This window comes from Halosubterraneus shenae, assembly GCF_050510935.1.
Classification (GTDB): Archaea; Halobacteriota; Halobacteria; order Halobacteriales; family Haloferacaceae; genus JBDGPU01.
Genome location: NZ_JBNLVO010000002.1, coordinates 116,457 through 140,215 on the forward strand (window position 1 = coordinate 116,457; position 23,759 = coordinate 140,215).

The following is a 23,759-nucleotide window of genomic DNA, read 5'->3' on the forward strand; positions in this document are numbered from 1 at the left end:
AGACGGCGCGTTCGACGGCGATCGCCGACGCCGTCTCGGTGTCGCCGCTGCTTTTTATTTAAAAGGCGCTCAGTCGACGATGATCTCCGAATCGGAGTCGCCGTCCGACGACGACTGGTCCCGCTGCATGTCCTGTTCGTAGCGCTCGATCCACTCGGCGAAGCAGTCCGGACAGAGCCGCTGGGTGTCGATGTTCGCCCGGTCGACGCTCAGGCGGACCGTCCGCGCTAGCGCGTCGGTGGTCGCGTCGCCGCAGGCGTCACAGGGCTCGTCGGGCGCCGGGTCGCTCATGGTTGCCACTCACACTGGCCCGTCATAGGCGTTACGCGAGTGCGAGGGCGACGACGACTGCCCCGGCCCAGCCGACGGTCGAGAGCAACACCGCCGTGACACGTGCCCGCAGCGCCACGCCGGCTCGCGAGACGCGTGGTTGTGGAGTCGCGTCGGTCCCGACGTACGCCTGCACCACGTCGCCGGCGAGGTCGTCCCTGGTGACGACCGCGGCACTCAGACCGCCGAGCGCGAACGTCGCCATCGCCAGCACCGCCGCGATGGGAACGCCGGCCGCCTGCCCGACCAGCAACGCGAACGCGAGGACGGCGACCGGATACCCGACCACGTCCCGTGCGAGCCCTTCGATGGCCACGGTCCGCGACTCCCGGTCGGTTGCCTCGGAGTGCATGAATGTGTCAACAGTTACCATGGGTTTAAAACAACCGACCGTTCACTTCGTTCTCCCCCGGCGACCACGGCTATCAGCTGTGAAAACAGCGCACTGGACGTTCGATCGGGTTCGTCGGCTCAGGTCGTGCGGAACGCGCGGTCGCCCGCGTCGCCGAGGCCCGGCAGGATGAATCCCTCCTCGTTGAGCTCGTCGTCGATGGAGACGGTGAGCAGGTCGGCCTCGGGGAACTGCTCGCCGACGCGGATCAGCCCGTCCGGAGCGGAGACCGCCGAGAGGACGAAGAGGTTCTCGTAGCCGTCGGCCTCGTCGATGACGTGGTCGAGGACGGCCGAGATCGTCGACCCCGTGGCGAGCATCGGGTCCGCGACGATGACAGTGTCCTTCTCGGTGATCTCGGGGAGCTTCACGTAGTCGATGGTGATCGGGAACTCGCCCGACTCGTCCATCCCGGCCTCCTCGTCGCGGCCGGCGGAGATGACGCCCTGTTTCGCGCGGGGGAACGCCTTCAGCAGCCCCTCGACGAACGGTGTCGCCGCGCGGAGCACGTTGATGATGACGACGTCGTCGAGTCCCTTCACGCGCTCGCCGGTCGTCTCCTCCAGCGGCGTCTCGACGGGGACGTACTCCGTCTCCATCGCGCCGTCGATGACCTCGTAGCCGCAGATGCGGCCGAGCTTGACGAGGCCTTTCCGGAACGCGACCTGCTCGGTTTCGACGTCCCGGAGCCGTGAGAGCGTGTCCTTCGCGAGCGCGTGCGTGATGAGCTTCGCCTGGTCGCGGTCTTCGATGGTCATTATCGGTGAGGGGGCCGGCGGCCACTTAATTTGCAACGTTTGCGACGCGGGAGCGGGATCGACACCCTCGAGGCCGCCCGCGGAGTCACCGAAGCACGACCACGTACGTCAGCGCGAACAGCATGATCGCGGTAGTGAGTACGTTCACGGCGGAAAACGTCCAGAGGTCGGCGAAGCTGAGGCCGAACACGACAGTATAGCCGAACAGGAGCGACAGCAGCGCGTTCAGGGCGAGCAGCACGCGCGGGTCTCCTTTTGACTCCTCGATCCCCTCGCTGAATCCGTCCGGCTCCTCGGCGTTGGGGTCGGTCATGGGCGAACGTCGCCGCGTCAGTACGTGAAGCCTTCGACGCGACCGAGGTGATTCGGTCGCGGCGAAAAGCCGGTCGAGCGTTCCCAGCCCGATCAGCCTAGCCGACAGTCTCATTCTCGCTGCGTCCGAATCCGTGCTATGCCTCGCAGGCCGCGGAACAACGAAGGAACGCCGGTCGACCCGGTCCCGTTCCTCGTCGTCGCCGGGCTAGCGTTCATGCTGACGCTCTCGCTCGGGCCGCTCTACTGTCAGGCCTACGGGATCGACTTCCCGGCCGCGCTGGCGATCCCGAGCGGCGTGTTCGTCGCGACCGCTGGGTTCGCCTACCAGCGCATGATCCGCCTCGCGCGGCCCGCCCACCGCGCGGAGGTCGGCGCCGAGGGGGCGTTCCGCCGGCTGCTGTACGTCGCCGCCGCGCTCGTGATCATCTTCGTCGGGATCACGCTGCCGCTCCTCGAAGGTTTTTGACGGGTGGCCACACAGGGGAGGTATGCGCGAGGTCGAGGCGTCGCGGTTCGTCGCAGCGACACCGGACCAGCTGCACCGGCGGCTCACCCCGGAAACCGTGATCGCCGCGGAGGGGAGCTTCACCGTCCGGGACGTCCGCGAGCACGTCGACGAAGGCGGCGACGGGGGCGAGGAACGCGGGGAGGCACCCGAAGCGCCCGACGCGACCGACGGCGACGCGACCGACGTGGTCGTCGGGGGCCCGGGGATCGAGTTCACGCTCCGGTTCACGGAGCTGGAGCACGGCTGGTACTACACGAAGATCGGCGAGGCGGCGCCCATCGACCACCTCGAAACGTGGCTCACGGTCGAACCGGAGGACGAGGGCTCGCGCGTGACAATGCGCTCGGCCGTCGCCGTCGGGCTCTCGGTTCCCTTCATCGACCGGATCGCGGGCTGGAAGCGCCGCGGCGAGCTGCAGCGCGCGCTCGACGCGCTCGCGGCGGACGTGAGCTGAGAGTTCCCGACCGAATCCTCGTCCCTTCCTCACTCGGCCGTGTACCGCCTGCGCACGACAGCCTCGGGGCTTATACGGAACGACTGTGACTATCCGTCATGGGAATCGTAGACACGATCACGAGCGCGTTCGAGGCGTCGACGAACCGCGCGCCGGACGAGGGCGGCGACGACGGAAGCAAGGGGTCGTTCTGGTGTGACGACTGCGGGAACCGCGTCCGCGACGTCGAGGTGGAGCGCGAGGGGTTAGAAACCGACGGCGAGGGAACGCCATTCTGCCCGGACTGCGGCGACGAGATGCGCTTCGAGCGGGCGACCGGGTCGTCGTGTGCGTGTTAGCTCGCGTTGCGTTCTTTTTATAAGTAGACGACGTCGGGGAGCGGCTCTTCTCGAGTGGTCGTGGTCTGAAAGCCCTCTGCGGCTCTCACTTATAAACCGGATGCGCGGATGCAGACGCTGCTGCTCTCGACAGCACCGCAAACACCTCGAAAGCCCTCGGCCGCTCGCTATGCGCAGGTTTGGACAGGTGATATGGTTTTGTTCTCGACAGCACCGCAAACACCCAGAAAGCCCTCGGCCGCTCGCGGTCGCTCCGCGACATATCCGCGCCTCTCCGCACCGCCCGGCGCGGATAGGGGTCGTCGGAGCGACTCCCCTCCGGCGCGAGCGGCCATCGCCCTTTCAGTCCGCCAGGACAGCACCGCTCCGCAACCGCAACCGCAACCGCGACAGCATCGTACAGCAACCGCAAGCCTCAGTCCTCCCCAGCCTCGGCCGGGGCGCGCCGGCCCAGCACCGCGCGGCGCGCCCCACCCTCCCTCGCACGCGTTGCTCGCGCGCGCCGCCCGCCCCGCACGCCGGCCAGCCGGCGCACGACGTCAGCCAACCAGCCGCCGCAAGCGACGCCCGGCAACCACTCGGTGGGCGGGACTGAAAGGGGCAGCCGTTGAGCGGGACGCCCTGCGACGCTAGCACCGCAACGGCGAACGAGCGGAGCGAGTGAGCCGTGAGGAGCGCAGCGAGCAGCGCGACCGGTCAGCGGCTGGGGCTTTCTGGGTGTGCTGAGTGGTGTCGCTGGCGACGTGAACCGACCTCATTTATAAGTCCGATCGGTCAGCGATTGGGACTTCACCGACGAGTTGAGTGGTGTCGCGAGCGACGGCATCCGTTCCCGTTTATAAATAACAGGAAGAACTGCCGGCTACACACCCGAAAGCGACGACCCAGATCTATTCGCCCGGGTTCGGGGCGGGCGTGGGTTCGCGAATAACCGCTTCCGCGCCCGGTTCGTTCGGGAATGGGCCGTCGGCGTCGAATGATCCGTCGTCGAGGGCCTCGAATTCCGCGTCTGTCACCAGGCAGTCGTCGAGCGCGGCCTCGATGGCGTCGCGGTCGACGTCGGTGCCGATGACGACGTACTCCGTCAGGCGGTCGCCGTGCTCGTCGTGCCAGTCGAGGTCCGGGCGGTTCGAGCGGTACATGTCGCGCTCGACCTCCGGGAGACTGGCGATCCACGGGCTCGGGGCCTCGACGCGGACCGAGGGACCGGCCTGCCCGACGACCTGCCGGTGGTCGTTGCCGGCGACCCACAGCGTGCCCTTCGAGCGCACGACGCCGTCCGGGAGGTCGCGGAGGAACGCCGCGAGGCGCTCGGGGTGGAACGGTCGCCGGCGACGGTAGGTGAACGACGTGACGCCGTACACCTCGTCGGGGTGGCGGTGGCCGTGGTGGTGGTCGCCGTGCGCTCCGGCTCCGTCGCCTCCGTGGTCGTCGCCCTCGAGCGCCTGCTTCCAGCCCGGCATCTCGTTGACGGCGCCCGGGTCGAAGCGGTCGACGTCGAGGAGGGTCGCGGGGTCGACCGCGGAGAACTCCGTTCGAATGGTCTCGGCGTCCGGCCGGAGGGCGAGGACGAGCTCCTCGGCTTCCGCGAGCTCGGCTTCGCTGCAGAGGTCGGCCTTGTTCAGGAGAACGACGTTCGACACCTCGATCTGGTCCACGAGGAGGTCCGAGAGCGGGCGGCCGTCCGCGTCCGTTCCGCGGCGTTCCGGGGTCCCGTCGCCCGCGAAGGCGTCGAGGAAGAGGCGCGTGTCGAGGACGGTCACGAGGGAGCTGACGTCGTAGAGCGCGGCCGCGCGCGATTCGGCGGTGAAGAGGCGCGCGACGGGCGCCGGCTCCGAGATGCCCGAGGACTCGACGATCAGGTGGTCGAAACTGCGGTCCCGGGCGAGCCGCACCACGGCGGTCTCGAGGTCGTCCTGCAGCTCACAGCAGATACAGCCGTTCGACAGCTCGGTGACGCCGTCGTCGACGTCGAGTTCGGAGCCGTCGGCGACGAGGTCGGCGTCGACGTTGACGTCGCCCATGTCGTTGACGAGGACCGCGACGTCCCGGTCGCCCGCCTCGCGCAGCAGGTGGTTCAACAGGGTCGTCTTGCCGGCGCCGAGGTTCCCCGAGAGGATCGTCACCGGGATAGCGTCGCTCATAGCCGATCCAACGGCGTGGATACGTTTGAATCCACGCTCCCCGGCGAAGCCGGTTTCGGCGGATTTCGGTTCCCGCGACGTCGGCACAAGACGATACGTTGATTTGGCGTGATCGCCGAGGTGCGATATGGTCGACATCGTATCCCTCATTGGCGTCGTCGCGACGATCGCCGTCACGCTGATGGTGCTTGTAATGCTGTGGTTCGTCCGGAACTCGATGGGCAACGAGACCCACCAGCCCAGCCTCGACGAGGGGACGGACGACGCGGCCTGATCGGCGGACGGCCGGGAGATCGACCGAGTACGCCCGCACCGGCGTGATTCCACGGTTGGCCGTCACCTGTTCCCACGCACGACAGGTTTTAGCGGGTCCCTCCGTTTCGGGAGAGTATGACCCTGGCCGAACAGATCGAGCGGTTCCGAGTTATCGCCGAGGAGTGGCTCCGTGGCCTCTATCACGGGATGTTCACTCACCCCGCCTACGAGAAGATCGAGAAGGAGGCGGAGGACACCGAGGACGCGTTCATGCTCGCCTGCTTCCCGGACGCGTTCGGCATCCCCTCGCCGGTCTCGTTTTACACGGCGGAGCTGCTGCCGTACCTCGAGGACGAGTTCGAGGCGTGGGAGCGCCGGCTCTGGGACCGTGACAGCTACATCGAACGCAAGGGCCAGCAGTACCACTTCTGATGGAGCCGTTCGTCTTCTTCGGCGGCAAGGGCGGGGTCGGCAAGACCACCGTCTCCTGTGCCTACGGCCGTAAGTGCGCGGAGGCGGGCCAGGAAACGCTCGTCGTCTCCACCGACCCGGCCCACTCCGTCTCGGACGTGTTCGACCAGGAGTTCGGCGACGAGCCCGAGTCCGTCGACGGCGTCGACCACCTCCACGCGCTCGAGGTCGACCCCGACGACGAGGTGCAGAACCACCTCGACGACATCCGCAACCGGCTCTCCGACCAGGTGTCGGCGGCGATGGTCAACGAGATCAACAAGCAGCTGGAGATGGCCCACCAGACGCCCGGCGCCTACGAGTCCGCGCTGTTCGACCGGTTCGTCGAGGTCATGCGCAACGCGGAGCCGTACGACCGCGTCGTCTTCGACACCGCACCGACCGGCGCGACGCTCCGGCTGCTCGGGCTTCCCGAGTTCCTCGAGGGCTGGATCGAGCGCCTGATGGCCAAGCGCCGGCAGAGCATCGACCTCTACGAGAAGGCGGCCGTCGGCAACAACGAGCCCCGGCGCCTGATGGAGGGTGACCCGGTCTTAAACCGGCTCCAGGAGCGCAAGGAGTTCTTCGAGTTCGCCGGGGGCGCGCTCCAGAACGACGCCGCGTTCTTCCTCGTGTTGAACCCGGACCAGCTCTCGGTCAACGAGACGGCCCGTGCGATCGAGCAGATGCACGAGCGCGACCTGGCCGTTCGGGGGCTCGTCGCGAACAAGCTAACGCCCTCGCCGGACGACGACGAGAACGGTCGGGGGGCTCGCTACCTCCGGGACCGTGTCGCGACCGAGCGTGAGCGCCTCGAACAGGTGCGAACGGAGTTCGAACCGCCGCTCGCGGCCGAAATCAAGTCTCGAACGAGCGAGGTAAAAGGCGACCTGCTCGGCGACGTCGCGGACGAGCTCGACGTCGACACGAATGTCGAAACGCCGACGTACGTCTCGTAAATCCGTTGTTTCGACACCAAAATTTATAAAGAAAGTAGCTGGCTGAAGCGGCTATTTTCGGGGCGGAGAGCGGTCATGCGTGGAATCGTCCATGAACAATGTTTAAGTTACCCTTGTCCTCATAGGTAGCTTGAGGTAGGGTACCAATGGCAACACAAGTAATCTGGATCGTATTTGCCGTGCTGGCAACGTTCACGCTGGGGTATATGGGGTACTCCCGGTACCTCTCCCGGTTCGTCGAACTCGACGAGGAGCGTGACACGCCGGCACACAAATACGAAGACGGTCAGGAGTACGTACCGGCAAAGAAGCCGGTGCTACTGGGGCATCACTTCTCGAGTATTGCGGGCGGCGCGCCGATCGTTGGTCCGATCACGGCCGGCGCGGTGTGGGGCTGGGTCCCCGCGCTGCTGTGGATCGCTATCGGGAACCCGCTGATGGGATCCGTCCACGACTTCGTCTCGCTGTCGGGCTCGCTCCGGCACGAGGGGAAGTCGATCGGCTACATCATCGGCGAGTACGTCGGTGAGGAAGGGAAGAACATGCTGCTGTGGTTCGCGTTCCTCACCATCGTGCTGGTGGTGGCGGTGTTCGCCCTCGTGGTGGCCATCGTCTTCGACGCGTTCCCGCAGGTGACGACCGCCAGCTTCCTGTACATCGCACTGGCGCTGGCGTTCGGCGTCTACCTGTACCAGCTCAACGGACCGTTCATCCCCGGCACCGTGCTGTTCGTCGCCGGCGTCTTCGCCGGGATCTGGGTGGGCGTGGAGTTCCCGTTCGCCATCTACCCGGCGGTCGGTGACGCCAGTTACCCGGCAGGAACCATCGTCCTCTCGGAGATCGTCGGTCTCGGAGCCGGGACCTGGGTCCCCGGCTCCTCGGCAGTCGCGATGAACCCGAACCGTGCAGCCTGGGTACCCATCATCCTGGTTTACGCCGGCATCGCGAGCGCGCTCCCGGTGTGGGTGCTGCTCCAGCCGCGTGACTACCTGTCGTCGTTCCTGCTGTACTCCGGCGTCGGCGGCGTGCTGCTCGCCGTCATCGTCGGCACGATCTTCGGGACGGCGTCCCAGCCGCTGGTCGTCGCCGACTCGCTCGGTGCGTTCAACGGCTTCTGGGGCGTCGAGGCGGCGGGCCTTGCACCACTGTTCCCGCTGCTGTTCATCACCATCGCCTGCGGAACGATCAGCGGGTTCCACTCGCTGGTTTCCTCCGGGACGACCGCCAAGCAGCTCGACAAGGAGACCGACGCGCGCCTGATCGGCTACGGCGGCATGCTCGGTGAGGGCCTCCTGGCCGCGGTCGCACTGTCGACGCTCGCGGTCGCCGGCTTCGCTGACCCAGCCGGTGGTATCGGGGCGGCGCTGCCGAACTTCGCGACCGGTGGCGGCATCATCCTGACGAGCTTCTACATCCCGACGAGTTACGGCGCGCCGTTCATGGCGCTGGTGCTCGTGAGCTTCCTGCTGACCTCCACTGACACGGCCGCACGTCTGGGCCGCTACATGATGGAGGAGATCGTCGGCGTCCCGACCGGCGAGACCCGTTCCGGCTTCGAGAACCTCGGCGGCTCGCCGCGCGAGGCCATTTCCGGCCTCGCCCGTGGTCGCTACACGAACCCGGTCTTGCAGGCGATCCCGGCGTACCTGATGGTCATTTCCGGCGAATGGCTCACGCTGTGGGCGCTGTTCGGCGGCGCCAACCAGCTGCTCGCCGCGCTCGCGCTGCTGACCGCGACCATCTGGCTGGCCAACTGGGACGACTCCAAGCAGCTCATCTCGACGGGCGTCCCGATGGCCATCATGACGACCATCACCGTCATCGGGCTGGCCTGGCTCGCGTTCTACAGCAACCTCTACCAGAACATCATTTTGGGCGGCGCCAGCGACACCGCTGCGCTGATCTCGTCGGTCGTCCAGATGGTTCTCGCGCTGATCCTCATCGGCCTCGCGCTGTCGCTGGTCCGCAAGGGCTACGACAACATCTCCGAAGCGCGCGAAGGCCACACCGTCGACCGCGCGGAACCGAGCGACGACTAACTACACCACCTTTCTGCGGTTTTTCGCGTTCTCCGTTTTTATGGAGGTTTCAGGCGACAGCGATGCGTACTGTGGTAGAACGGTTGAAATACCTCGACCGATCTTGCTTCGAAATTGTTTGATCAGGTGCAACCGCTGCTGCTCTGGACAGTACCGCGAACTCCCGGAAAGCCCTCGGCCGCTCTTTATAAGCATATTTAAACAGATGATACGGTCTTCCTCTCGACAGCACCGCAAACACCCAGAAAGCCCTCGGCGGCTTTTGCTTATAAACCGGAAGCTCGGGTGCAGACGCTGCTACACTTGACAGCACCGCAAACGCCCAGAAAGCCCTCGGCCGCTCGCGGTCGCTGAGCGACATATCCGCGCCTCTCCGCACCGCCCGGCGCGGATAGAGGTCGACTCAGCGACTCCCCTCCGGCGCGAGCGGCCGTCGCCCTTTCAGTCCGCCAGGACAGCACCGCAACCGCTACCACGACAGCAACTGCTCAGCTACCGCAAGCCTCAGTCCTCCCCAGCCTCGGCCGGCGCCGGAACCGCACCGCCTCGGCGCCGGCCTCCCTCGCACGCGTTGCTCGCGCGCGCCAACCGCTCCGCGCCGTGATCGCCCAGCAGCCGCCCGCGAGCGCCGCCCTGGCTACCACTCCGGGGTGGGACTGAAAGCGGCTGGGGCTTTCTGGGCATGCTGAGTGGTGTCGCAGGCAACGACACCCGAACAAACCGCCGTTTAAGGGTCTGTCTCAGAATCCGGAGCAGCCAACAAAATCTTCCATCCACCGAATCGTCGTTATCCATCTCGCTTCACAGCCTCGAACGGCGCGGAGCGGTCGGTGCCCTCGGGCGTCAGCACCATCGCCGTGACGGAGTCCTCGCCCACACGCACCCGGAGCCGGTCCAGTACCACCTCACCGGACTCGCCCGTCGCCGTCGCCGTTCGCAGCGTGACCTCAGTGTCGAGCATCGTCGCCGTGCCGTCCTTCGACCACTCGGAGACGCCCTCGACGCTGGCGTCGGTCGCGAGCTCGACGACCCGCGCGGGTTCGAGCGCGGTGACCGGGTCCCGGATTATCTCCGGCTGCTTGTATACCTCCACGGCCGGCGCGGTGACGAGGCCGAACCGCCGGCCGTCGTCCGCGGCGTACGCCCGACGGAAGACGGTCGCGATCGCCTTCCGGGAGTTCGTCATCTCCACGTCGCCCAAGAGGTCGATCCGGACGGTGGTCTCGACCGTCGTCTTCGACTCGACCGCGGCCGTGTATCCGGCCTCGCTCGCGGCCGATGCGGGCAGGTAGGCGGGCTGACTCGCGCTCGCCTCGACCGACTCCTGCTCCTCGGGGAGGAATCCGCAGCCGGACAGCCCGGCCATCGACGTTGCGATCAGCCATCGGCGGGTGAGCGAAACGCCGGTCATAGGATCCCCTTGGGGATCACTTCCAAAAGCGTTTGGCGAACCGCGAGAAGAAGCCCTCTTCGGACTCGCTGACGTCCTCCCAGAGCCGGAAGGCCTCGGCGACGTCGGCGGCTTCGCTGGCCACAGCCTCCTGTGCTGCGGGGTCGACCACGACGAGGTTTACCTCGTAATGGCCGTAGTAGCCGTACTTGAGCAGCTCCCGGTCGCGGAAGCCGTCGACGAACTCGTGGACCGAGTCGGAAATGTCGTCGGCGACGAGGACGAAGGTGAAGTCGGTGCGGTAGTGCTCCTCGTTCGCGGTGACGCGCTCGTCGGCGAGGTCGTGGCCCAGGTCGACGAGCCGCTCCAGTTCGCCCACGGTCGGGCTCGTGACCCGGCGGACGAACAGGTACTCCTCGGACTCGTGGTCGCCGTAGGAGAGCGCGGGATGGAAGAACTGCTTCTGGTTGAGCACCCGCAGCTGGCCGTGCATGTCCCACTGCTCGCCCGCGTCCCGGTGATCCTTCTTCAGGTCGTAGTTGTACATCAGCCGGTCGCTGACGCGGTCGAGGTAGGGATCCTCGTCCCAGTTCGGGACGTTCTCGACGATCTCGTCGGGAAGTTCCGACTTCGGCACCGCGCCCGATTCCGGGTCCTCCCAGTCCTCGTCGCCGTAGGCGGTCGGTGCGGCAGTCCCGTCGTCCTCGCGGCCCCCACCGTCGTTCAGGGCGTCCGCCGAGGACTCCGCCGAAACGTCGCCGTCGGCGCTATCACTCATCGCCGGGCTCGTACGGGTGCACGTCGCCGTCGGCCGGCGGCGCCCCGATGGCCAGGACGGTCGCGGGGCCGTCGGCGTCGTCGGCGACGTGCGCGCGCTGGGGGCTCCCGGGGTCGACGGCGAACAGCTCGTCCGCCTCGACCTCGTAGGTCCCCTCCGGCGTCTCGACCGAGAGCGTGCCGTCGAGGACGTAGAACGCCTCCTCCTGGTCGTCGTGGTAATGATACGCGAGCGGGATCTCCTCGCCCGGCTCCGGACGGAACCGGTTGATAGCCATCTTGTCGAGGCCAGCGGGCCCCGAGAGCTTGCGGCACTCGCTCGGCCGGTCGGGCTCCGGTTCGACGTCGTCGGCGTCGACGATGCGGTATCCCATGCCTGTAGATACCACACGGCCGGTAAAAGCCCGTCGGGAGCGGCACGCGCGGCCTTGCCGGCCTGCGGGATTGCGGTGTCGGCGACGGCCGGATTACGGTTTAGACGACGGCCGAATTGCGGCTCCGACGACGGCCGGATACGACCCGGAACCGCTGTCGTGCGCGACGCACGCGCCGCGCCAGCAGGATTTAAGAGGCGACGGCCCCCAGTAGCGTGTAAGACCTTCCCATGCCAGGTGACAAAGGAACGGAAGCCTGCGGGCGGTGCTCGATGTCGACCGTGGTCGACGCGGCGGTCGACGAGGAGGAGGGCGAGCGCGACCCGTTCGCCGGCGACCGGATCGAGGTCGACGAGTCGGAGTTCGCCCGGGTGTCCCCCGAGGTCTGGTTCTCGAAGGTCGGGGCCCGCCTGAACGAGATCGTGCAGTCGTTCACGTACGGGCGCTGAGCGCGGTCGCTGCGCTCCAGGTATCGAGCGGGGGAAGTTTATACGCGTTCGCAACGTACGGCCGGACCAACTGATGGAAGAGAGTATCTCCGGGTTCAAAGTCCGCGGCGACTGGGGCGACGTCGTCGAGCACGGCGAGCGGATCACCCAGGCGCTCCGCGAGGCCGGCATCAACACGGACGCGTTCCACGAGTGGGAGGAGTGGCGACCGAAGTCCCACGAGCGGATCGACGAGGACATCTCGGAGAAGACGGCCGAGCAGGCCTCCGTCGCCGAGGGCGAGGGCGAGGAGGCCGGCAAGACGGCCGGCGAGGACCTCCAGGAGGCCGGCGCGAAGCTCAGCGAGTCCTACGAGAAGGTCGAGGAGGGCGACAGCGAGGGCGCGCTCGAACGCTGGGGCGACTCGCTGAACCACGTCGCCCGCGCCGCCGACTCCGCGGGCCGGAAGGCGCTCCGCACGGTCGAGGACACGGTGTACCAGAAGGTGATGACCCAGCTCGCGCCCTACTACTTCGACAACGAGCTGATCAGCGCCAACATCCAGCAGGTCGGCCGCGGCGAGGCCGAGGAGGAGTTCGTCTTCGAGGTCAACGTCAACGACGACGAGCTGAAAACCGAGGTGAGCGACATCTTACAGGAGTACGAGTCCGAGATCGACCGCTGGCACGTCGATACGGTCAAGGAGACCGACACGGTGCAGGCCGCCGAGGGCGTCGACCTGCCCGAGGAGAAACAGCAGGAGGAGGAGGAGCCGTTCACGCACGGGTCGACCAGCAACTGACTGCCGGCGAGTCCACGCCGGACCCGGTGACGACCCGCTCGCCGACCCTTTTCCGCCCACCGCGAGCGCCGACGGAAACGCTAAGGAGACCGACGTCCAACCCGCTCTCACCCATGGAGGAATTCGAACTCTCCGTCGAAGGCATGTCCTGCTCCGGCTGTGAGGAGCGCGTCGTGAACGCCACCGAGGACGTCGACGAAGTGCACCGCGTCGAGGCCGACCACGAGGCGGACTCGGTCGAGGTCACCGCGGAAGGCGACGTGGCCGACGCGGTCGAGGGCGCGATTCACGAGGCCGGCTACGACGTCGAGGCGTAAGGACCGGACGCCGGACGGCTACGGTCGCCCGCGTTCCGGCACCGATCCGACCCGCCCCTCGCTGCGCCCTATTTAAGCCGCGCCGGCGAGAAAGCAGAGTATGTCCGACGATACGCTCCACATCGGTGCCGGCGAGCTCACGGCCGACGAGATCATCGAGGAGATGCGGTCCGGGCGGCGCGTCCTCGTCTCCGTCGAGCTGTTCGGCGACGAGGAGGAGGTCGCGCTCCGTCACGACGGCGACACCTACTACTGCGACACGCCGACCCGACTGCACAAACACTCCGACGAGGAGGGGATGCGGTCCTGCATCGAGGAGATGGGCTACGGCGCGGCCGAGAACTGATCTTTTACCTGCCCGGGGGTGCTGGTAGTGGTATGAGCGACCCCGACATCGAGGACCTCGTCGGCGACAGCTCCCCGAGCTTCGAGCACGCGCTCTCCTGCGTCTTCGGCATCCAGGAGCACGAGAGCCGGACGTACCTCGCGCTGCTGGACCACCCGGGCAGCACCGTCGCGGAGCTCGCCGACGTGCTGGACCGCGACCGCTCGAACGTGAACCGGTCGCTGTCGACGCTGCTGGAGAAGGGCCTCGTCGAACGCCAGCGGCGGCTCCTCGACTCCGGGGGGTACGTCTTCCAGTACACCGCGATTTCGGTCCCGGAGACGAAGGAGCGCCTCCACACGGCCCTCGACGAGTGGGTCGAGGACGTCCACGGCGCCATCGACGAGTTCGACCCCGAGGAGTTCGAACTCGACGCAGCCTGACCTGGTTCGAGCGGCCGAGTGCAGATCGTCGCTTGGGTCACGGGCGGCACGAACCGCCACGACCGTCCCCCTTTTCAGTGCTCCGCGGTGAGGACCACCCATGAGTCTCGACCTCGCCGCGTCCGCCGAGGCGCCCGCGTGTGCCGACGACGGCGTCTGGCTGACGTGTATCGCCTGCGGCGAAACGTTCGCCCCGTTCACCGACGTCCGCTACACCTGTGACGACTGCGACGGCCTGCTGGAGGTCCGCTACGCCGACCTCCCGACGTTCGCGGAGTTCGGCGCGGGCGCCGACAGCGACGGCCCGGACCGCGGCGTCTGGCGCTACCGCGAGGCGCTCCCGTTCGACGTCGGCGTCACGCTCCCCGAGGGCGACACGCCGCTCCACCGCGTGGACCGCCTGGAGGCCGACGTCGGCGTCGACGCGCTCCGCGTGAAACACGAGGGGATGAACCCGACCGGCTCGTTCAAGGACCGCGGGATGACCGTCGGCGTGCGCGTCGCCGAGGAGCTCGGCGTCGGCCGCCTCGCCTGCGCGTCGACCGGGAACACCTCCGCCGCGCTCGCGGCGTACGGCGGCCGCGCGGACCTCCAGACGCTCGTCCTGCTCCCGTCCGGCAAGGTCGCCGCCGGCAAGATCGCACAGGCGAGCCTCCACGGCGCGCGCATCCTCGAGGTCGACGGCAACTTCGACAGCTGCCTCGACATCGTGCAGGATCTGGCGGCCCGCGGTGAGGCGTACCTCCTCAACTCGCTGAACCCCTTCCGGCTGGAGGGCCAGAAGACGATCGGCTTCGAGATCTTGGAGGAGTTCCACGCCGACTACGACACCTACCCGGACCGCATCGTCCTCCCCGTCGGCAACGCGGGCAACACCGCCGCGCTTTATAAAGCGTTCCGCGAGCTGGTCCAGTCCGGCGCCATCGACGAGGCTGACGTCCCCAAGCTGACGGGCGTGCAGGCCGAGGGAGCCGCCCCGATGGTCGAGGCCATCGAGGAGGGCAACGACGAGGTCCGGCGCTGGGAGGAGGTCGAGACGCGCGCGACCGCGATCCGCATCGGCAACCCCGTCAACGCGCCGAAGGCGCTACCCGGGATCCGGAACACGGGCGGCACCGCCGTCGCCGTCAGCGACGAGGAGATCACGGACGCCCAGCGCGACCTCGCCCACGAGGGCGTCGGCGTCGAGCCCGCGTCCGCCGCCTCCATTGCGGGCCTGAAGAAGCTCCGGCGCGAGGGCGTCGTCGACGACGACGAGCAGGTCGTCTGCCTGACGACGGGCCACCTGCTGAAGGACCCCGACGCGGCCTACGAGGCCGGTAGCGAGCCCGAACCCGTCCCGAACGACACGGACGACGTGCTGGCGCACCTGGCTGAGTGAGGGAGAAGGGTCCGGACTCTTTATAAGGCGGCCCGGGCCGCAGCGCGTTTCCCGGACGCAACACTGCAGTGTTCATCCGACCGATTGCGGTCGACGAAGCACGCTCCGCAGCGACGCGTCCGCGACGTGACACGCTAGATCCCTCGATGTATTTAGGTTGGCCTAAAATTCGAAAGCGTTTTAGCTATTTAGGGTGGCCTAAACCATATGTCACGGGACGATCCAACGTCTGAGGCGCCAACGCGACGAGATATTTTGAACTACGGCGGTGCAGTCGTGGGGGCGGGACTGCTGGCGGGGTGTACCGGCGACGGCGGGACGGACGCGACCGAAACGGGTGCGGCGACGCCGACCGAAACCGCCACGCGGACCGAGGAGCCCGCGACCGAGGAGCCCGCGACCGAGGAAACGGGGACCGAGGACCCGAGCTACTCGGTGTCGATGGAGCCCGTCGGGACCGTCGAGTTCGACGAGGTCCCCGAGAAGTGGTTCCCCTTTACCGCGGACTACGCCGACATGGGCGTTGCGCTCGGCCAGGCCGACGGGCTGGCGGCGATCGGGATCCGCCGACGCTTCGGGTCACACTTCTACGAGGAGCTCCCCGGCGTGTCCGTCGACAAGAGCGAGCTCACGGAGCTCTGGCACGAAGGGACCGACAAGGAGGTGTTCTACGAACTGGACGCGGACGTTCACGTCATCGATCCCAACTTCATGATCAACCGGCTCCAGTGGGATCAGAAGGACGTCGACGAGATCGGCGAGAACGTCGCCCCGTTCTTCGGGAACACGTCCTTCACCCGGGTCTACGGCTGGCACGACTACACCCACTACTCGATGTACGAGGCGTTCGAGAAACTCGCGGCGGTCTTCCAGGAACTCGACCGCTACGAGGCGTTCAGGCAGTACCACGACGAGGTCATCTCGAACGTCACGAACCGACTGCCCGCGGAGACGCCCGACGTTGCTGTGCTCGTCCCGGCGGACGTTCCGCCCGAGTCGTTCTGGCCGTACCGCATCGGCGCCGGCACCCAGTCGAAACACTGGAACGACCTGAACGCCGGCGACGCACTGGCGAAGAACGGGGTTACTGACGCGCAGGCGGGCGGCGGGAAGATCGACTACGAAACCCTGCTGGAGATCGACCCCGACGTCATCGCGATCCGGCTCTCCGGCGAGATCACTCAGGACTGGGTCGACGAGAACATCACGGCGCACATGCGGGATCACTCGATCGCGAGCGAGCTCACGGCGGTCCAGAACGACCGCGTGATCTACGGCGGGATGACCTACCAGGGGCCCATTCTCAACCTCTTCCTGCTGGAGACGGCCGCCCGGGGACTGTATCCGGACGAGTTCGGCGACGAACAGCTGTTCGACCGCGACCGCGTGGCCGACATCGTCAACGGGGGGTTCTGAGATGCCGTCGTCGTCAGTTGCCGACGCGGCGGTCGACTGTGAGGTCGTCGTCGTCGGTGGCGGGCCGGCAGGCTGCTCTGCCGGGGTGTTCACCGCTCGGTATGGACTCGACACGCTCGTCTTCGACCGGGGCAATGCGGCGCTCCCTCGGTGCGCGTCCCTCGAGAACTACCTCGGGTTTCCCGGCGGGATAGACGTCGAGGTCTTTCGGGACCTCATGCGGACGCACGCGGAGACGGCGGGCTGTGAGATCGTTCCGGAGATGGTCGTGTCCGTCGAGCGCGCGGACGAAGGCCGGTTCGCCGTCGAGACGGGGGACGGCCGCCGCGTGCTGACGGAGCACGTCCTGGCCGCCGCGTGGTACGACGGGTCCTATCTCCGACCGCTCGACGAGGACGCGATGTTCGAGACCCACGAGCACCACGGGGAGCTGGAGGAACGGTTCGACCCGGAGTACCCCGACGAGGACGGGCGGACGCCGGTCGACGGCCTCTACGTCGCCTCGCCCGCCGGCGGGCGCAGCGCCCAGGCCATCGTCGCCGCGGGCAACGGCGCGCACGTCGCCCGATCGCTGATCGAGGACCGCCGGCGCGAGCGGGGCTACTCGGGGGGTACCGCCCCGCACTACGACTGGCTCAGGTCCGCCAGCGAGTTCTCCGGGGAGTGGGAGAACCGGGACCGGTGGCGCGAGTGGTTCGAGAACGAGTTCGCGGACGACCACGACCTCGACCCCGACCGCTTCGAGGAGCTGCGCGAGACGTACATCGACCAGGCGTTCGAGACGCAGGTTACCCCGGAAGAAGCCGAGAACCGGTCCGAACGGGGGCTCCGACAGCTGGTCGAGACCATCGGGACGGACCGCATCCTCGGGGCCGTCGACGACGAGGCGATTCGCGACCATCTGCACGGATCGAGCTCGCGGGAGCAGGAGTGAACGGTCCGGCGACGCCCGGGGATCCACCGCACTGACCGAACCGGGACGTCGAGCCTGGGAACGGCCGGCTCCGCCATGGGGGATCCCCCCACGGTACCTCGTGACGACCACGCTCCAGTAGTATTATTCCCGTGAGAATACATCCGGATGGCAATGCCCTCCGATCGCCAACCGGCTTCAGGCCGAAGCAGCCGCCCCGATCGACGCCGAGTTCTCGCGAGTCTCGGTGCCGTCGCGACCGTCTCGACTGCCGGCTGTAGCGGCGTCCTCCCGGGAAACGACCCCAGCAGCGCCGCCGAACCCATCGAAGTGACCGTCGAAAACAGGACGACTTCGACGGCGGAGATCGCCGTCCGCGTCGTCGACAGCGAGGCCACGACGCTGTTCAGCCGCGTGTTCGCCCTCGAACCGGAAACGCTGATCTCGCGCGGCGCGATCGAAACGCCCCCTGCGAACGTCCACGCGTTTACGCCGAACGGCGTCGCCAGGACGTGGCGGTACGACCCCGACCTACCGGCGGACTTCGAGTGTGAGCGGGAGGACGTCGGACTGACGTTACACCAAGACGGGACGATCGAGCCGTGGTACAAGTGCTGAAGACCGACTCCGCGGTGTCGCGCTGTCGCGACGTGGGACGGCACCGAGGCTAGCGGTTCCCGCCGCCCATCGAAGCGCGGGCGCGTCAGAATCGCCGGACCGCGACGCGCCCAGCCGTCCGGAAAGCCCCTGCCGGTTCACGAAGTGTCGATCACCGACTCCGGGGTGCGGTCGACCGCGATTACGCCTCTCGACCGTTCGGCTCGTCGAGCGTGATCCCGCGGGCCTCGAGGATCCGGTCGTCGGCGACGAGCTCCTCGATGACGGCCTCCGGCACGTCGTCGTCGAGGTTGTAGACGGTGAGCGCCTCGCCGCCGTGGACCTCGCGGGCGTTGAACATCCCGGCGATGTTGACGTCGTGGTTGCCGAGGACGGTCCCGATGAGCCCGATGATGCCCGGCTCGTCGCGATTGCGCACGACGAGCATGTGGCCGTACGGGACGGCGTCGACGCGGAAGCCGTCGATGCGGACGATGCGGGGGTCGTCGCCGGCGAATAAGGTTCCCTCGACCGCGAGCTCCGCGTCGCCGTCGCGGACGGTGACGCGGACGAGGCTCTGGAAGTCCTCGGTCTGATGCGTTTTCGATTCGACGACCTCGATGCCGCGGTCCTCCGCGAGCTGTGGGGCGTTGACGGCGTTGACCTGCCACTCGAGCGGCTGGAAGACGCCCTTCAGCGCGCTCGCGGTGACGAGCTCGACGTCCTCGCTGGCGATGTCGCCCTCGTAGGTGACCTCGATCTCGCTGATGCGGTCGTCGAGCAGCTGCGCGCCGATCTTGCCGGCGGTCTCCGCCAGGTCGATGTACGGCTCGATGCGCGGGAAGGCCGTCTCGTCGACGGAGGGCGCGTTCAGCGCGTTCAGCACCGGCTCGTCACGGAACGCGGCGATGACGGCGTCGGCGGTGTCGGTCGCGACGTTCTCCTGGGCGGCCTCCGTCGAGGCACCGAGGTGCGGCGTGACGACGACGTCGTCGACGTCGAGCAGTGGCGAGTCCTCCGGGAGCGGCTCCGTCTCGAAGGAGTCGAGCGCGGCGCCCTCGAGGACGCCGTCGGCGACGGCCTCGGCGAGCGCGGCTTCGTCGACGATGCCGCCGCGGGCGCAGTTGATGAGGTAGCCGCCCTCGAGCTGGGCGAGCTCCTCCTCGCCGATCATCCCCTCGGTTTCGGGGAGCAGCGGGGTGTGGATCGTCGCGAAGTCGGCCTGCCCGAGCATCTCGTGGAGGTCCTCGACGAGCTCCGCGCCGAGCTGGGCCGCGCGCTCCTCGGAGATGTAGGGGTCGAAGACGACGAGGTTCATCCCGAGCGAGTCGAGGCGCTTTGCGACCTCCTGGCCGACGCGCCCGAGGCCGACGATGCCGAGCGTCTTGTTGTTCACTTCGGTGCCGAGGTAGTCGCTCTTGGCCCACTCGCCGCCCTTCAGGCGGGCGTGGGCCTGCGGGATCGAGCGCGCGGTCGCGAACGTCATCGCGACGGTGTGTTCGGCGGCGGCGCGAACGTTGCCCTCGGGCGCGTTGGCGACGATGACGCCGTGGCTCGTCGCTGCCTCGATGTCGATGTTGTCGACGCCGATGCCGGCGCGGCCGACGATGACCAGGTCCTCCGCGGCCTCGAAGACGGCCTCGTCGACCTGCGTCCCGGACCGGACGATCAGCGCGTTGGCGTCGGCGACCGCGTCGAGCAGGTCGTCGCCTTCAGCTTCGTAGTTGGTCTCCACGTCATAGCCCGCTTCGCGGAGCCGGTCGAGCCCGGCGTCCGCGATGGGATCCGTCACGAGTACCTTCATACTCACACGGACCGGCGGCTCGCTGTTAATCCTTTCCTCCTCGCGCCGTTTTGCCACCCAATTCGATCCGTAATCGTGTATTTCTGTGGGGTTGTGGGTGGTGGTGTATCCGCATCCGTGGTTATCGGTCCGGATTTGGTCGTCGCTGGTCAGCTACTCGGTGCAGTCCGAACGCTCCGATCGCTTAACGGTAGTTCTTATAAATCGAGTCGGCTGTCGCTTGCGAGACCGTATAGCTCGTCCTGCGAGTCCCGGTCGGTGAGTGCTCGGGCTTATAAACAAAGTCGGTTATCGTCGCGATCGACGCCACTCAGCATGCCCAGAAAGCCCCAGCCGCTGAGCAGTAGCGCTTATAAACAAGTTCGGCCGTCGCCGCGAGCGCCACCACTCGGCACACCCAGAAAGCCCCAGCCGCGGAGGCGGTCGCGCTGCTCGCTGCGCTCCTCACGGCTCACTCGCTTCGCTCGTTCGCCGTTGCGGTGCTGGCTTCGCAGGGCATCCCGCTCAGCGGCTGCCCCTTTCAGTCCCGCCCGGGAGTGGTGGCCGGACGTCGCTCGCGGCGGCTCTTCGGCGGTCGTCGCTCGCCGGCTGTCGAGCGTGCGGTGCTGAGCGGCCGGCGCGCGCGAGCAACGCGTGCGAGGGAGGCCGGTGGCGCGCCGCGGCGGTGCGGTCCCGGCGCCGGCCGAGGCTGGGGAGGGTCGAGGCTTGCGGTAGCGGCGTGGTTGTGGTGCTGTCGCGGTTGCGGGGCGGTTCGGTTCTGGTGGACTGAAAGGGCGAGTGCCGGTCGCGGTGTAACGGAGTCGCTGAGCCGACCCCTATCTGAACCGGGCGGTGCTGAGAGGTTCAGATATGTCGCTCAGCGACCGCGAGCGGCCGAGGGCTTTCGAGGTGTCTGCGGTGCTGTCAAGTGTGGCAGCGTCTGCACCTGGTCATCCGATTTATAAGCGCTTGCAGTCGAGGGCATCCCAGCTGTTCTGTTCGTGAGCGACGGTGTCCGCACCAGCACCCGATTTATAAGTCGACCCTCCACGTCCCGCAAACAGCCCGCGATTGCCCAAAGCGTCAAGCGTCGCTCGCGTGCAACACGACCCAATGCAACCAAAACGACACGGAATCACCGCGAGACTGCTCGCCACACCTTCGCAGTTTACAAGGGGGCTGACGGAGAACGAGTGCCCATGAACGTAGCTGACGCGATGACGCCCCGCGAGGATCTCGTGGTCGTCGAGATTCCGGGGACCCGCGACGACGCGCTCGAGTACATCCAGGACCAGCGGTTCTCCTCCGTTCCGGTCGTCAAGCAGACGGACGAGGGCGAGGTGTACCGCGGGCTCGTCTCCCGCGACGACCTCATCGAGCAGCCGGACCAGGACCAGCTCGCGATCCTGATGCGGGAGGTCCCGACCATCGCGGCCGACACCGACATCCGCGAGGCCGCCGCGCGGATGGTCGCGGAGAACGCCCGCCGGCTCCCGGTCCTCGACGGCGACGCGCTCGAGGGCATCCTCACCGTCACCGACGTGATCCGGGCAATCGCCCGCGGCAACGTCGACGGGGAGACGGCGGTGGGCAAGCTCGCGACGCGCGACGTCAACGCGACGTACGTCGACACGCCGCTGCCGGTCGCCGAGCGCGAGATCGCCCTCGCGAACGTCCCGTACTCGGTCGTCCTCGACGAGGACGCCGAGATGGCGGGCGTGCTGACGGAGGTCGACGTCCTCGACGTCGCCCGCGTCGTCGAAGGCGAGGAGGGGACCGGCGACAGCTTCGCCGGGCAGGACGACGAGTGGGCCTGGGAGGGGATCAAGGGCACGGGGAACCGCTACCTCCCGACCCGGAACGTCGAGATCCCGGCCGGTCCCGTCGGCGAGTTCATGACCGCGGACGTGGTCACGGTCGCCGGGACGCGGACCGCGAAGGAGGTCGCCCAGGAGATGATCAGCCACGACGTCGAGCAGATCCCCCTCATCACCGGCGGCGACCTCGCGGGCATCGTGCGCGACGTGGACCTGTTGGAGGGTATCTGATCGATGGCGAGCGAGGAGGTCATCGAACTCGCGAAGCGGCGCGGGTTCTACTTCGGCTCGAACGGCGCCTACGGCGGCACGGCCGGCTTCTACACCTTCGGCCCGCAGGGCTCCGCGCTCAAGCGCAACGTCGAGGACGCCTGGCGCGACCGGTTCACTGTCCGCGAGGGCAACCAGGAGATCCAGGCCCCGGCCGTGATGCCGGAGCCGGTCTTCGAGGCCTCCGGCCACCTCGACACCTTCGCCGACATGCTCGTCGAGTGCGGCGAGTGCGGCGAGTCCCACCGCGCGGACCACCTCGTCGAGGACGCCAGCTCCATCGAGGACGCGGAGGCGCTCCCGATCAGCGAGGTCGAGATGCTGATCCGCGACCACGACATCGTCTGCCCGGCCTGCGGCTCGCCGCTCGCGGGCGAGGACGTCGAGGAGTTCAACCTGATGTTCAAGACGAACATCGGTCCGGGCAGCGGCCAGACGGGGTACCTGCGCCCGGAGACGGCCCAGGGCATCTTCGTCGAGTTCCCGCGGCTGAAGGAGTACGCCCGCGGGCAGCTCCCCTTCGGCGTCACCCAGATCGGCCCGGCCTACCGCAACGAGATCGCGCCGCGCGGCGGCCTCCGTCGCCTCCGCGAGTTCACGCAGGCGGAGCTCGAACAGTTCATCGACCCCGAGGAGGACGAGCCGGACCTCGCGGCCGTCGAAGACGTCGAGGTCCTGCTGTACCCCGCGGAAGAGCAGGAGGCCGAGAACGGTAGCTACGTCGAGACGACCATCGGCGAGGCCGTCGAGGAGGGGATCGTCGGCTCCGCGTGGATCGGCTACTACCTCGGGCTCGCCCAGGAATGGTACGAGCGCATCGGCGTCGACGTGGACCGCTTCCGCTTCCGCCAGCACCTTCCGGGCGAGCTCGCCCACTACTCCGCGGACTGTTGGGACGCGGAGAGCGAGGTCAGCGGCGATAATCCGGATACCGCAACTCCGGGCGAGGGCGACTGGATCGAGATTGCCGGCTTCTCGTACCGCAGCGACTACGACCTGAGCAAGCACGCGGAGTACAGCGACGACCGCTTCACCGTCTTCAAGGAGTACGACGAGCCGAAGACGGTCGAGCGCGCCACCGTCGACCCCGACATGGCCACCCTCGGTCCGAAGTTCGGCGGCGACGCCGCGGCCGTCGCGGACGCGCTCGAGACGCTCGCCGAGCGCGACCCGGACGCCTTCGAGGCCGACGCCGTCAGCGTCGAGGTTGACGGCGAGACGGTCACCGTCGACACCGACGTCGCCAACTTCAGCGTCGAGGAAGTGACCGAGAACGGCGAGCACATCACGCCCCACGTCGTCGAGCCCTCCTTCGGCGTCGGGCGGACGGTCCAGACGCTGCTCGCGCACGGCTACACGGAGGACGTGGTCTCCGGAGAGGCGCGCACGTACCTCGACCTCGACCCCGAAGTCGCGCCGACGGACGCTGCCGTCTTCCCGCTCGTAACGAACGACGACGACCTCGTCGCGCTCGCTGAGGACATCGCCGACGACCTCCGGAGCCGCGGCCTGACGGTCGCGTACGACGACTCCGGCTCCATCGGCCGGCGCTACCGGCGCCAGGACGAGGTCGGCACGCCGTTCTGCCTCACAGTCGACAAGACCGGTCTCGAGGGTGACGGTCCGGACACGGTCACCGTCCGCGAGCGCGACTCGGCCGCGCAGGTGCGCGTCCCGGTCGACGAGCTCGCCGACGAGCTGACAGCGCTGCTCGCGGGCGGCGACTTCGCCGCGTTCGCCGACCAGTACGAGACCGTCGAGACTGATCTGGAGACGCAGTAGCCC

27 protein-coding genes are annotated in these 23,759 nt (G+C 67.7%); 18 read left to right on the top strand and 9 right to left on the bottom strand.

Annotated features, from left to right (window positions below; genetic code table 11):
* Positions 1–69 precede the first annotated feature (69 nt).
* The 4 genes from ACQE3M_RS03785 to ACQE3M_RS03800 form a co-directional block, all read right to left on the bottom strand.
* On the bottom strand, positions 70–291 hold the full coding sequence (locus ACQE3M_RS03785; RefSeq protein ID WP_430504144.1) for a DUF7569 family protein: 222 nt from the start codon (positions 289–291) through the stop codon (positions 70–72).
* Between the two features lie 31 nt (positions 292–322).
* Complete coding sequence (locus tag ACQE3M_RS03790) at positions 323–682, bottom strand: hypothetical protein (RefSeq protein WP_430504145.1); 360 nt, start codon at positions 680–682, stop codon at positions 323–325.
* Positions 683–801: 119 nt separating this feature from the next.
* Entirely contained in the window at positions 802–1,479 is a 678-nt protein-coding gene (gene upp, locus ACQE3M_RS03795; RefSeq protein ID WP_430504146.1) for a uracil phosphoribosyltransferase, read from the bottom strand.
* 85 nt (positions 1,480–1,564) lie between these two features.
* Complete coding sequence (locus ACQE3M_RS03800) at positions 1,565–1,792, bottom strand: hypothetical protein (protein ID WP_430504147.1); 228 nt, start codon at positions 1,790–1,792, stop codon at positions 1,565–1,567.
* Positions 1,793–1,930: 138 nt separating this feature from the next.
* Here ACQE3M_RS03800 and ACQE3M_RS03805 point away from each other — a divergent pair, with 138 nt between their 5' ends.
* The 3 genes from ACQE3M_RS03805 to ACQE3M_RS03815 all read left to right on the top strand — a co-directional run bounded on the left by ACQE3M_RS03805 (position 1,931) and on the right by ACQE3M_RS03815 (position 3,094).
* Positions 1,931–2,260, top strand: a complete 330-nt coding sequence (locus ACQE3M_RS03805; RefSeq protein ID WP_430504148.1) for a hypothetical protein — start codon at positions 1,931–1,933, stop codon at positions 2,258–2,260.
* Positions 2,261–2,282: 22 nt separating this feature from the next.
* Positions 2,283–2,756 carry an SRPBCC family protein gene (locus tag ACQE3M_RS03810; RefSeq protein WP_430504149.1) on the top strand — a complete coding sequence of 158 codons (474 nt, stop codon included), beginning with the start codon at positions 2,283–2,285 and terminating at the stop codon, positions 2,754–2,756.
* 98 nt (positions 2,757–2,854) lie between these two features.
* Positions 2,855–3,094, top strand: coding sequence for a hypothetical protein (locus ACQE3M_RS03815; RefSeq protein WP_430504150.1), 240 nt, complete (start codon positions 2,855–2,857; stop codon positions 3,092–3,094).
* Between the two features lie 890 nt (positions 3,095–3,984).
* Here ACQE3M_RS03815 and ACQE3M_RS03820 read toward each other — a convergent pair.
* Positions 3,985–5,238, bottom strand: coding sequence for a CobW family GTP-binding protein (locus tag ACQE3M_RS03820; protein ID WP_430504151.1), 1,254 nt, complete (start codon positions 5,236–5,238; stop codon positions 3,985–3,987).
* A 127-nt stretch (positions 5,239–5,365) separates the two neighbouring features.
* On the opposite strand from ACQE3M_RS03820, the gene ACQE3M_RS03825 reads away from it, so the two are divergent.
* From ACQE3M_RS03825 to ACQE3M_RS03840, 4 genes are all read left to right on the top strand, one after another.
* Positions 5,366–5,512 carry a hypothetical protein gene (locus tag ACQE3M_RS03825; protein WP_430504152.1) on the top strand — a complete coding sequence of 49 codons (147 nt, stop codon included), beginning with the start codon at positions 5,366–5,368 and terminating at the stop codon, positions 5,510–5,512.
* 116 nt (positions 5,513–5,628) lie between these two features.
* Positions 5,629–5,925: a DUF7990 family protein gene (locus ACQE3M_RS03830; RefSeq protein WP_430504153.1), complete on the top strand. Its 297-nt coding sequence runs from the start codon at positions 5,629–5,631 to the stop codon at positions 5,923–5,925.
* Positions 5,925–6,902, top strand: a complete 978-nt coding sequence (locus tag ACQE3M_RS03835; RefSeq protein ID WP_430504154.1) for an ArsA family ATPase — start codon at positions 5,925–5,927, stop codon at positions 6,900–6,902. Before ACQE3M_RS03830 ends, ACQE3M_RS03835 begins: the two co-directional genes overlap by 1 nt.
* A 146-nt stretch (positions 6,903–7,048) precedes the next feature.
* The gene (locus ACQE3M_RS03840; RefSeq protein WP_430504155.1) at positions 7,049–8,941 is read left to right on the top strand and encodes a carbon starvation CstA family protein; all 1,893 of its coding nucleotides are present in this window, start codon (positions 7,049–7,051) and stop codon (positions 8,939–8,941) included.
* A 787-nt stretch (positions 8,942–9,728) separates the two neighbouring features.
* Here ACQE3M_RS03840 and ACQE3M_RS03845 read toward each other — a convergent pair.
* From ACQE3M_RS03845 to ACQE3M_RS03855, 3 genes are read right to left on the bottom strand one after another with little or no spacing between them, the layout of a single operon-like run.
* A complete protein-coding gene (locus ACQE3M_RS03845) occupies positions 9,729–10,352 on the bottom strand; it encodes a DUF6517 family protein (RefSeq protein WP_430504156.1) in 624 nt (207 codons plus the stop codon).
* A gap of 16 nt (positions 10,353–10,368) precedes the next feature.
* Positions 10,369–11,109, bottom strand: a complete 741-nt coding sequence (locus ACQE3M_RS03850; RefSeq protein WP_430504157.1) for a DUF8052 family protein — start codon at positions 11,107–11,109, stop codon at positions 10,369–10,371.
* Positions 11,102–11,482: a cupin domain-containing protein gene (locus tag ACQE3M_RS03855; RefSeq protein ID WP_430504158.1), complete on the bottom strand. Its 381-nt coding sequence runs from the start codon at positions 11,480–11,482 to the stop codon at positions 11,102–11,104. Before ACQE3M_RS03855 ends, ACQE3M_RS03850 begins: the two co-directional genes overlap by 8 nt.
* A 230-nt stretch (positions 11,483–11,712) precedes the next feature.
* Between ACQE3M_RS03855 and ACQE3M_RS03860 the strand changes: the two genes are divergently transcribed.
* The 9 genes from ACQE3M_RS03860 (at position 11,713) to ACQE3M_RS03900 (ending at position 18,125) form a co-directional block, all read left to right on the top strand.
* The gene (locus ACQE3M_RS03860) at positions 11,713–11,931 is read left to right on the top strand and encodes a hypothetical protein (protein ID WP_430504159.1); all 219 of its coding nucleotides are present in this window, start codon (positions 11,713–11,715) and stop codon (positions 11,929–11,931) included.
* A gap of 73 nt (positions 11,932–12,004) precedes the next feature.
* Positions 12,005–12,712, top strand: a complete 708-nt coding sequence (locus tag ACQE3M_RS03865) for a DUF5828 family protein (protein ID WP_430504160.1) — start codon at positions 12,005–12,007, stop codon at positions 12,710–12,712.
* A 113-nt stretch (positions 12,713–12,825) separates the two neighbouring features.
* Positions 12,826–13,029: a heavy-metal-associated domain-containing protein gene (locus ACQE3M_RS03870; RefSeq protein ID WP_430504161.1), complete on the top strand. Its 204-nt coding sequence runs from the start codon at positions 12,826–12,828 to the stop codon at positions 13,027–13,029.
* A gap of 100 nt (positions 13,030–13,129) precedes the next feature.
* Positions 13,130–13,375, top strand: coding sequence for a hypothetical protein (locus ACQE3M_RS03875; protein WP_430504162.1), 246 nt, complete (start codon positions 13,130–13,132; stop codon positions 13,373–13,375).
* A 32-nt stretch (positions 13,376–13,407) separates the two neighbouring features.
* Entirely contained in the window at positions 13,408–13,797 is a 390-nt protein-coding gene (locus ACQE3M_RS03880; RefSeq protein ID WP_430504163.1) for a helix-turn-helix domain-containing protein, read from the top strand.
* Positions 13,798–13,897: 100 nt separating this feature from the next.
* Entirely contained in the window at positions 13,898–15,178 is a 1,281-nt protein-coding gene (thrC, locus tag ACQE3M_RS03885) for a threonine synthase (RefSeq protein ID WP_430504164.1), read from the top strand.
* A 207-nt stretch (positions 15,179–15,385) separates the two neighbouring features.
* Positions 15,386–16,594 (top strand): ABC transporter substrate-binding protein, encoded by a 1,209-nt coding sequence (locus ACQE3M_RS03890; protein WP_430504165.1) that lies wholly within the window; start codon positions 15,386–15,388, stop codon positions 16,592–16,594.
* Position 16,595: 1 nt separating this feature from the next.
* The gene (locus ACQE3M_RS03895; protein ID WP_430504166.1) at positions 16,596–17,528 is read left to right on the top strand and encodes an NAD(P)-binding protein; all 933 of its coding nucleotides are present in this window, start codon (positions 16,596–16,598) and stop codon (positions 17,526–17,528) included.
* Between the two features lie 153 nt (positions 17,529–17,681).
* Positions 17,682–18,125 (top strand): hypothetical protein, encoded by a 444-nt coding sequence (locus tag ACQE3M_RS03900; protein WP_430504167.1) that lies wholly within the window; start codon positions 17,682–17,684, stop codon positions 18,123–18,125.
* Positions 18,126–18,306: 181 nt separating this feature from the next.
* On the opposite strand, the gene serA is transcribed toward ACQE3M_RS03900, so the two are convergent.
* On the bottom strand, positions 18,307–19,908 hold the full coding sequence (gene serA, locus ACQE3M_RS03905; RefSeq protein WP_430504168.1) for a phosphoglycerate dehydrogenase: 1,602 nt from the start codon (positions 19,906–19,908) through the stop codon (positions 18,307–18,309).
* A gap of 1,178 nt (positions 19,909–21,086) precedes the next feature.
* Here serA and ACQE3M_RS03910 point away from each other — a divergent pair.
* Both ACQE3M_RS03910 and glyS read left to right on the top strand, forming a co-directional pair.
* Positions 21,087–21,935: a CBS domain-containing protein gene (locus ACQE3M_RS03910; protein ID WP_430504169.1), complete on the top strand. Its 849-nt coding sequence runs from the start codon at positions 21,087–21,089 to the stop codon at positions 21,933–21,935.
* A gap of 3 nt (positions 21,936–21,938) precedes the next feature.
* A complete protein-coding gene (glyS, locus tag ACQE3M_RS03915) occupies positions 21,939–23,756 on the top strand; it encodes a glycine--tRNA ligase (protein WP_430504170.1) in 1,818 nt (605 codons plus the stop codon).
* Positions 23,757–23,759: the final 3 nt, after the last annotated feature.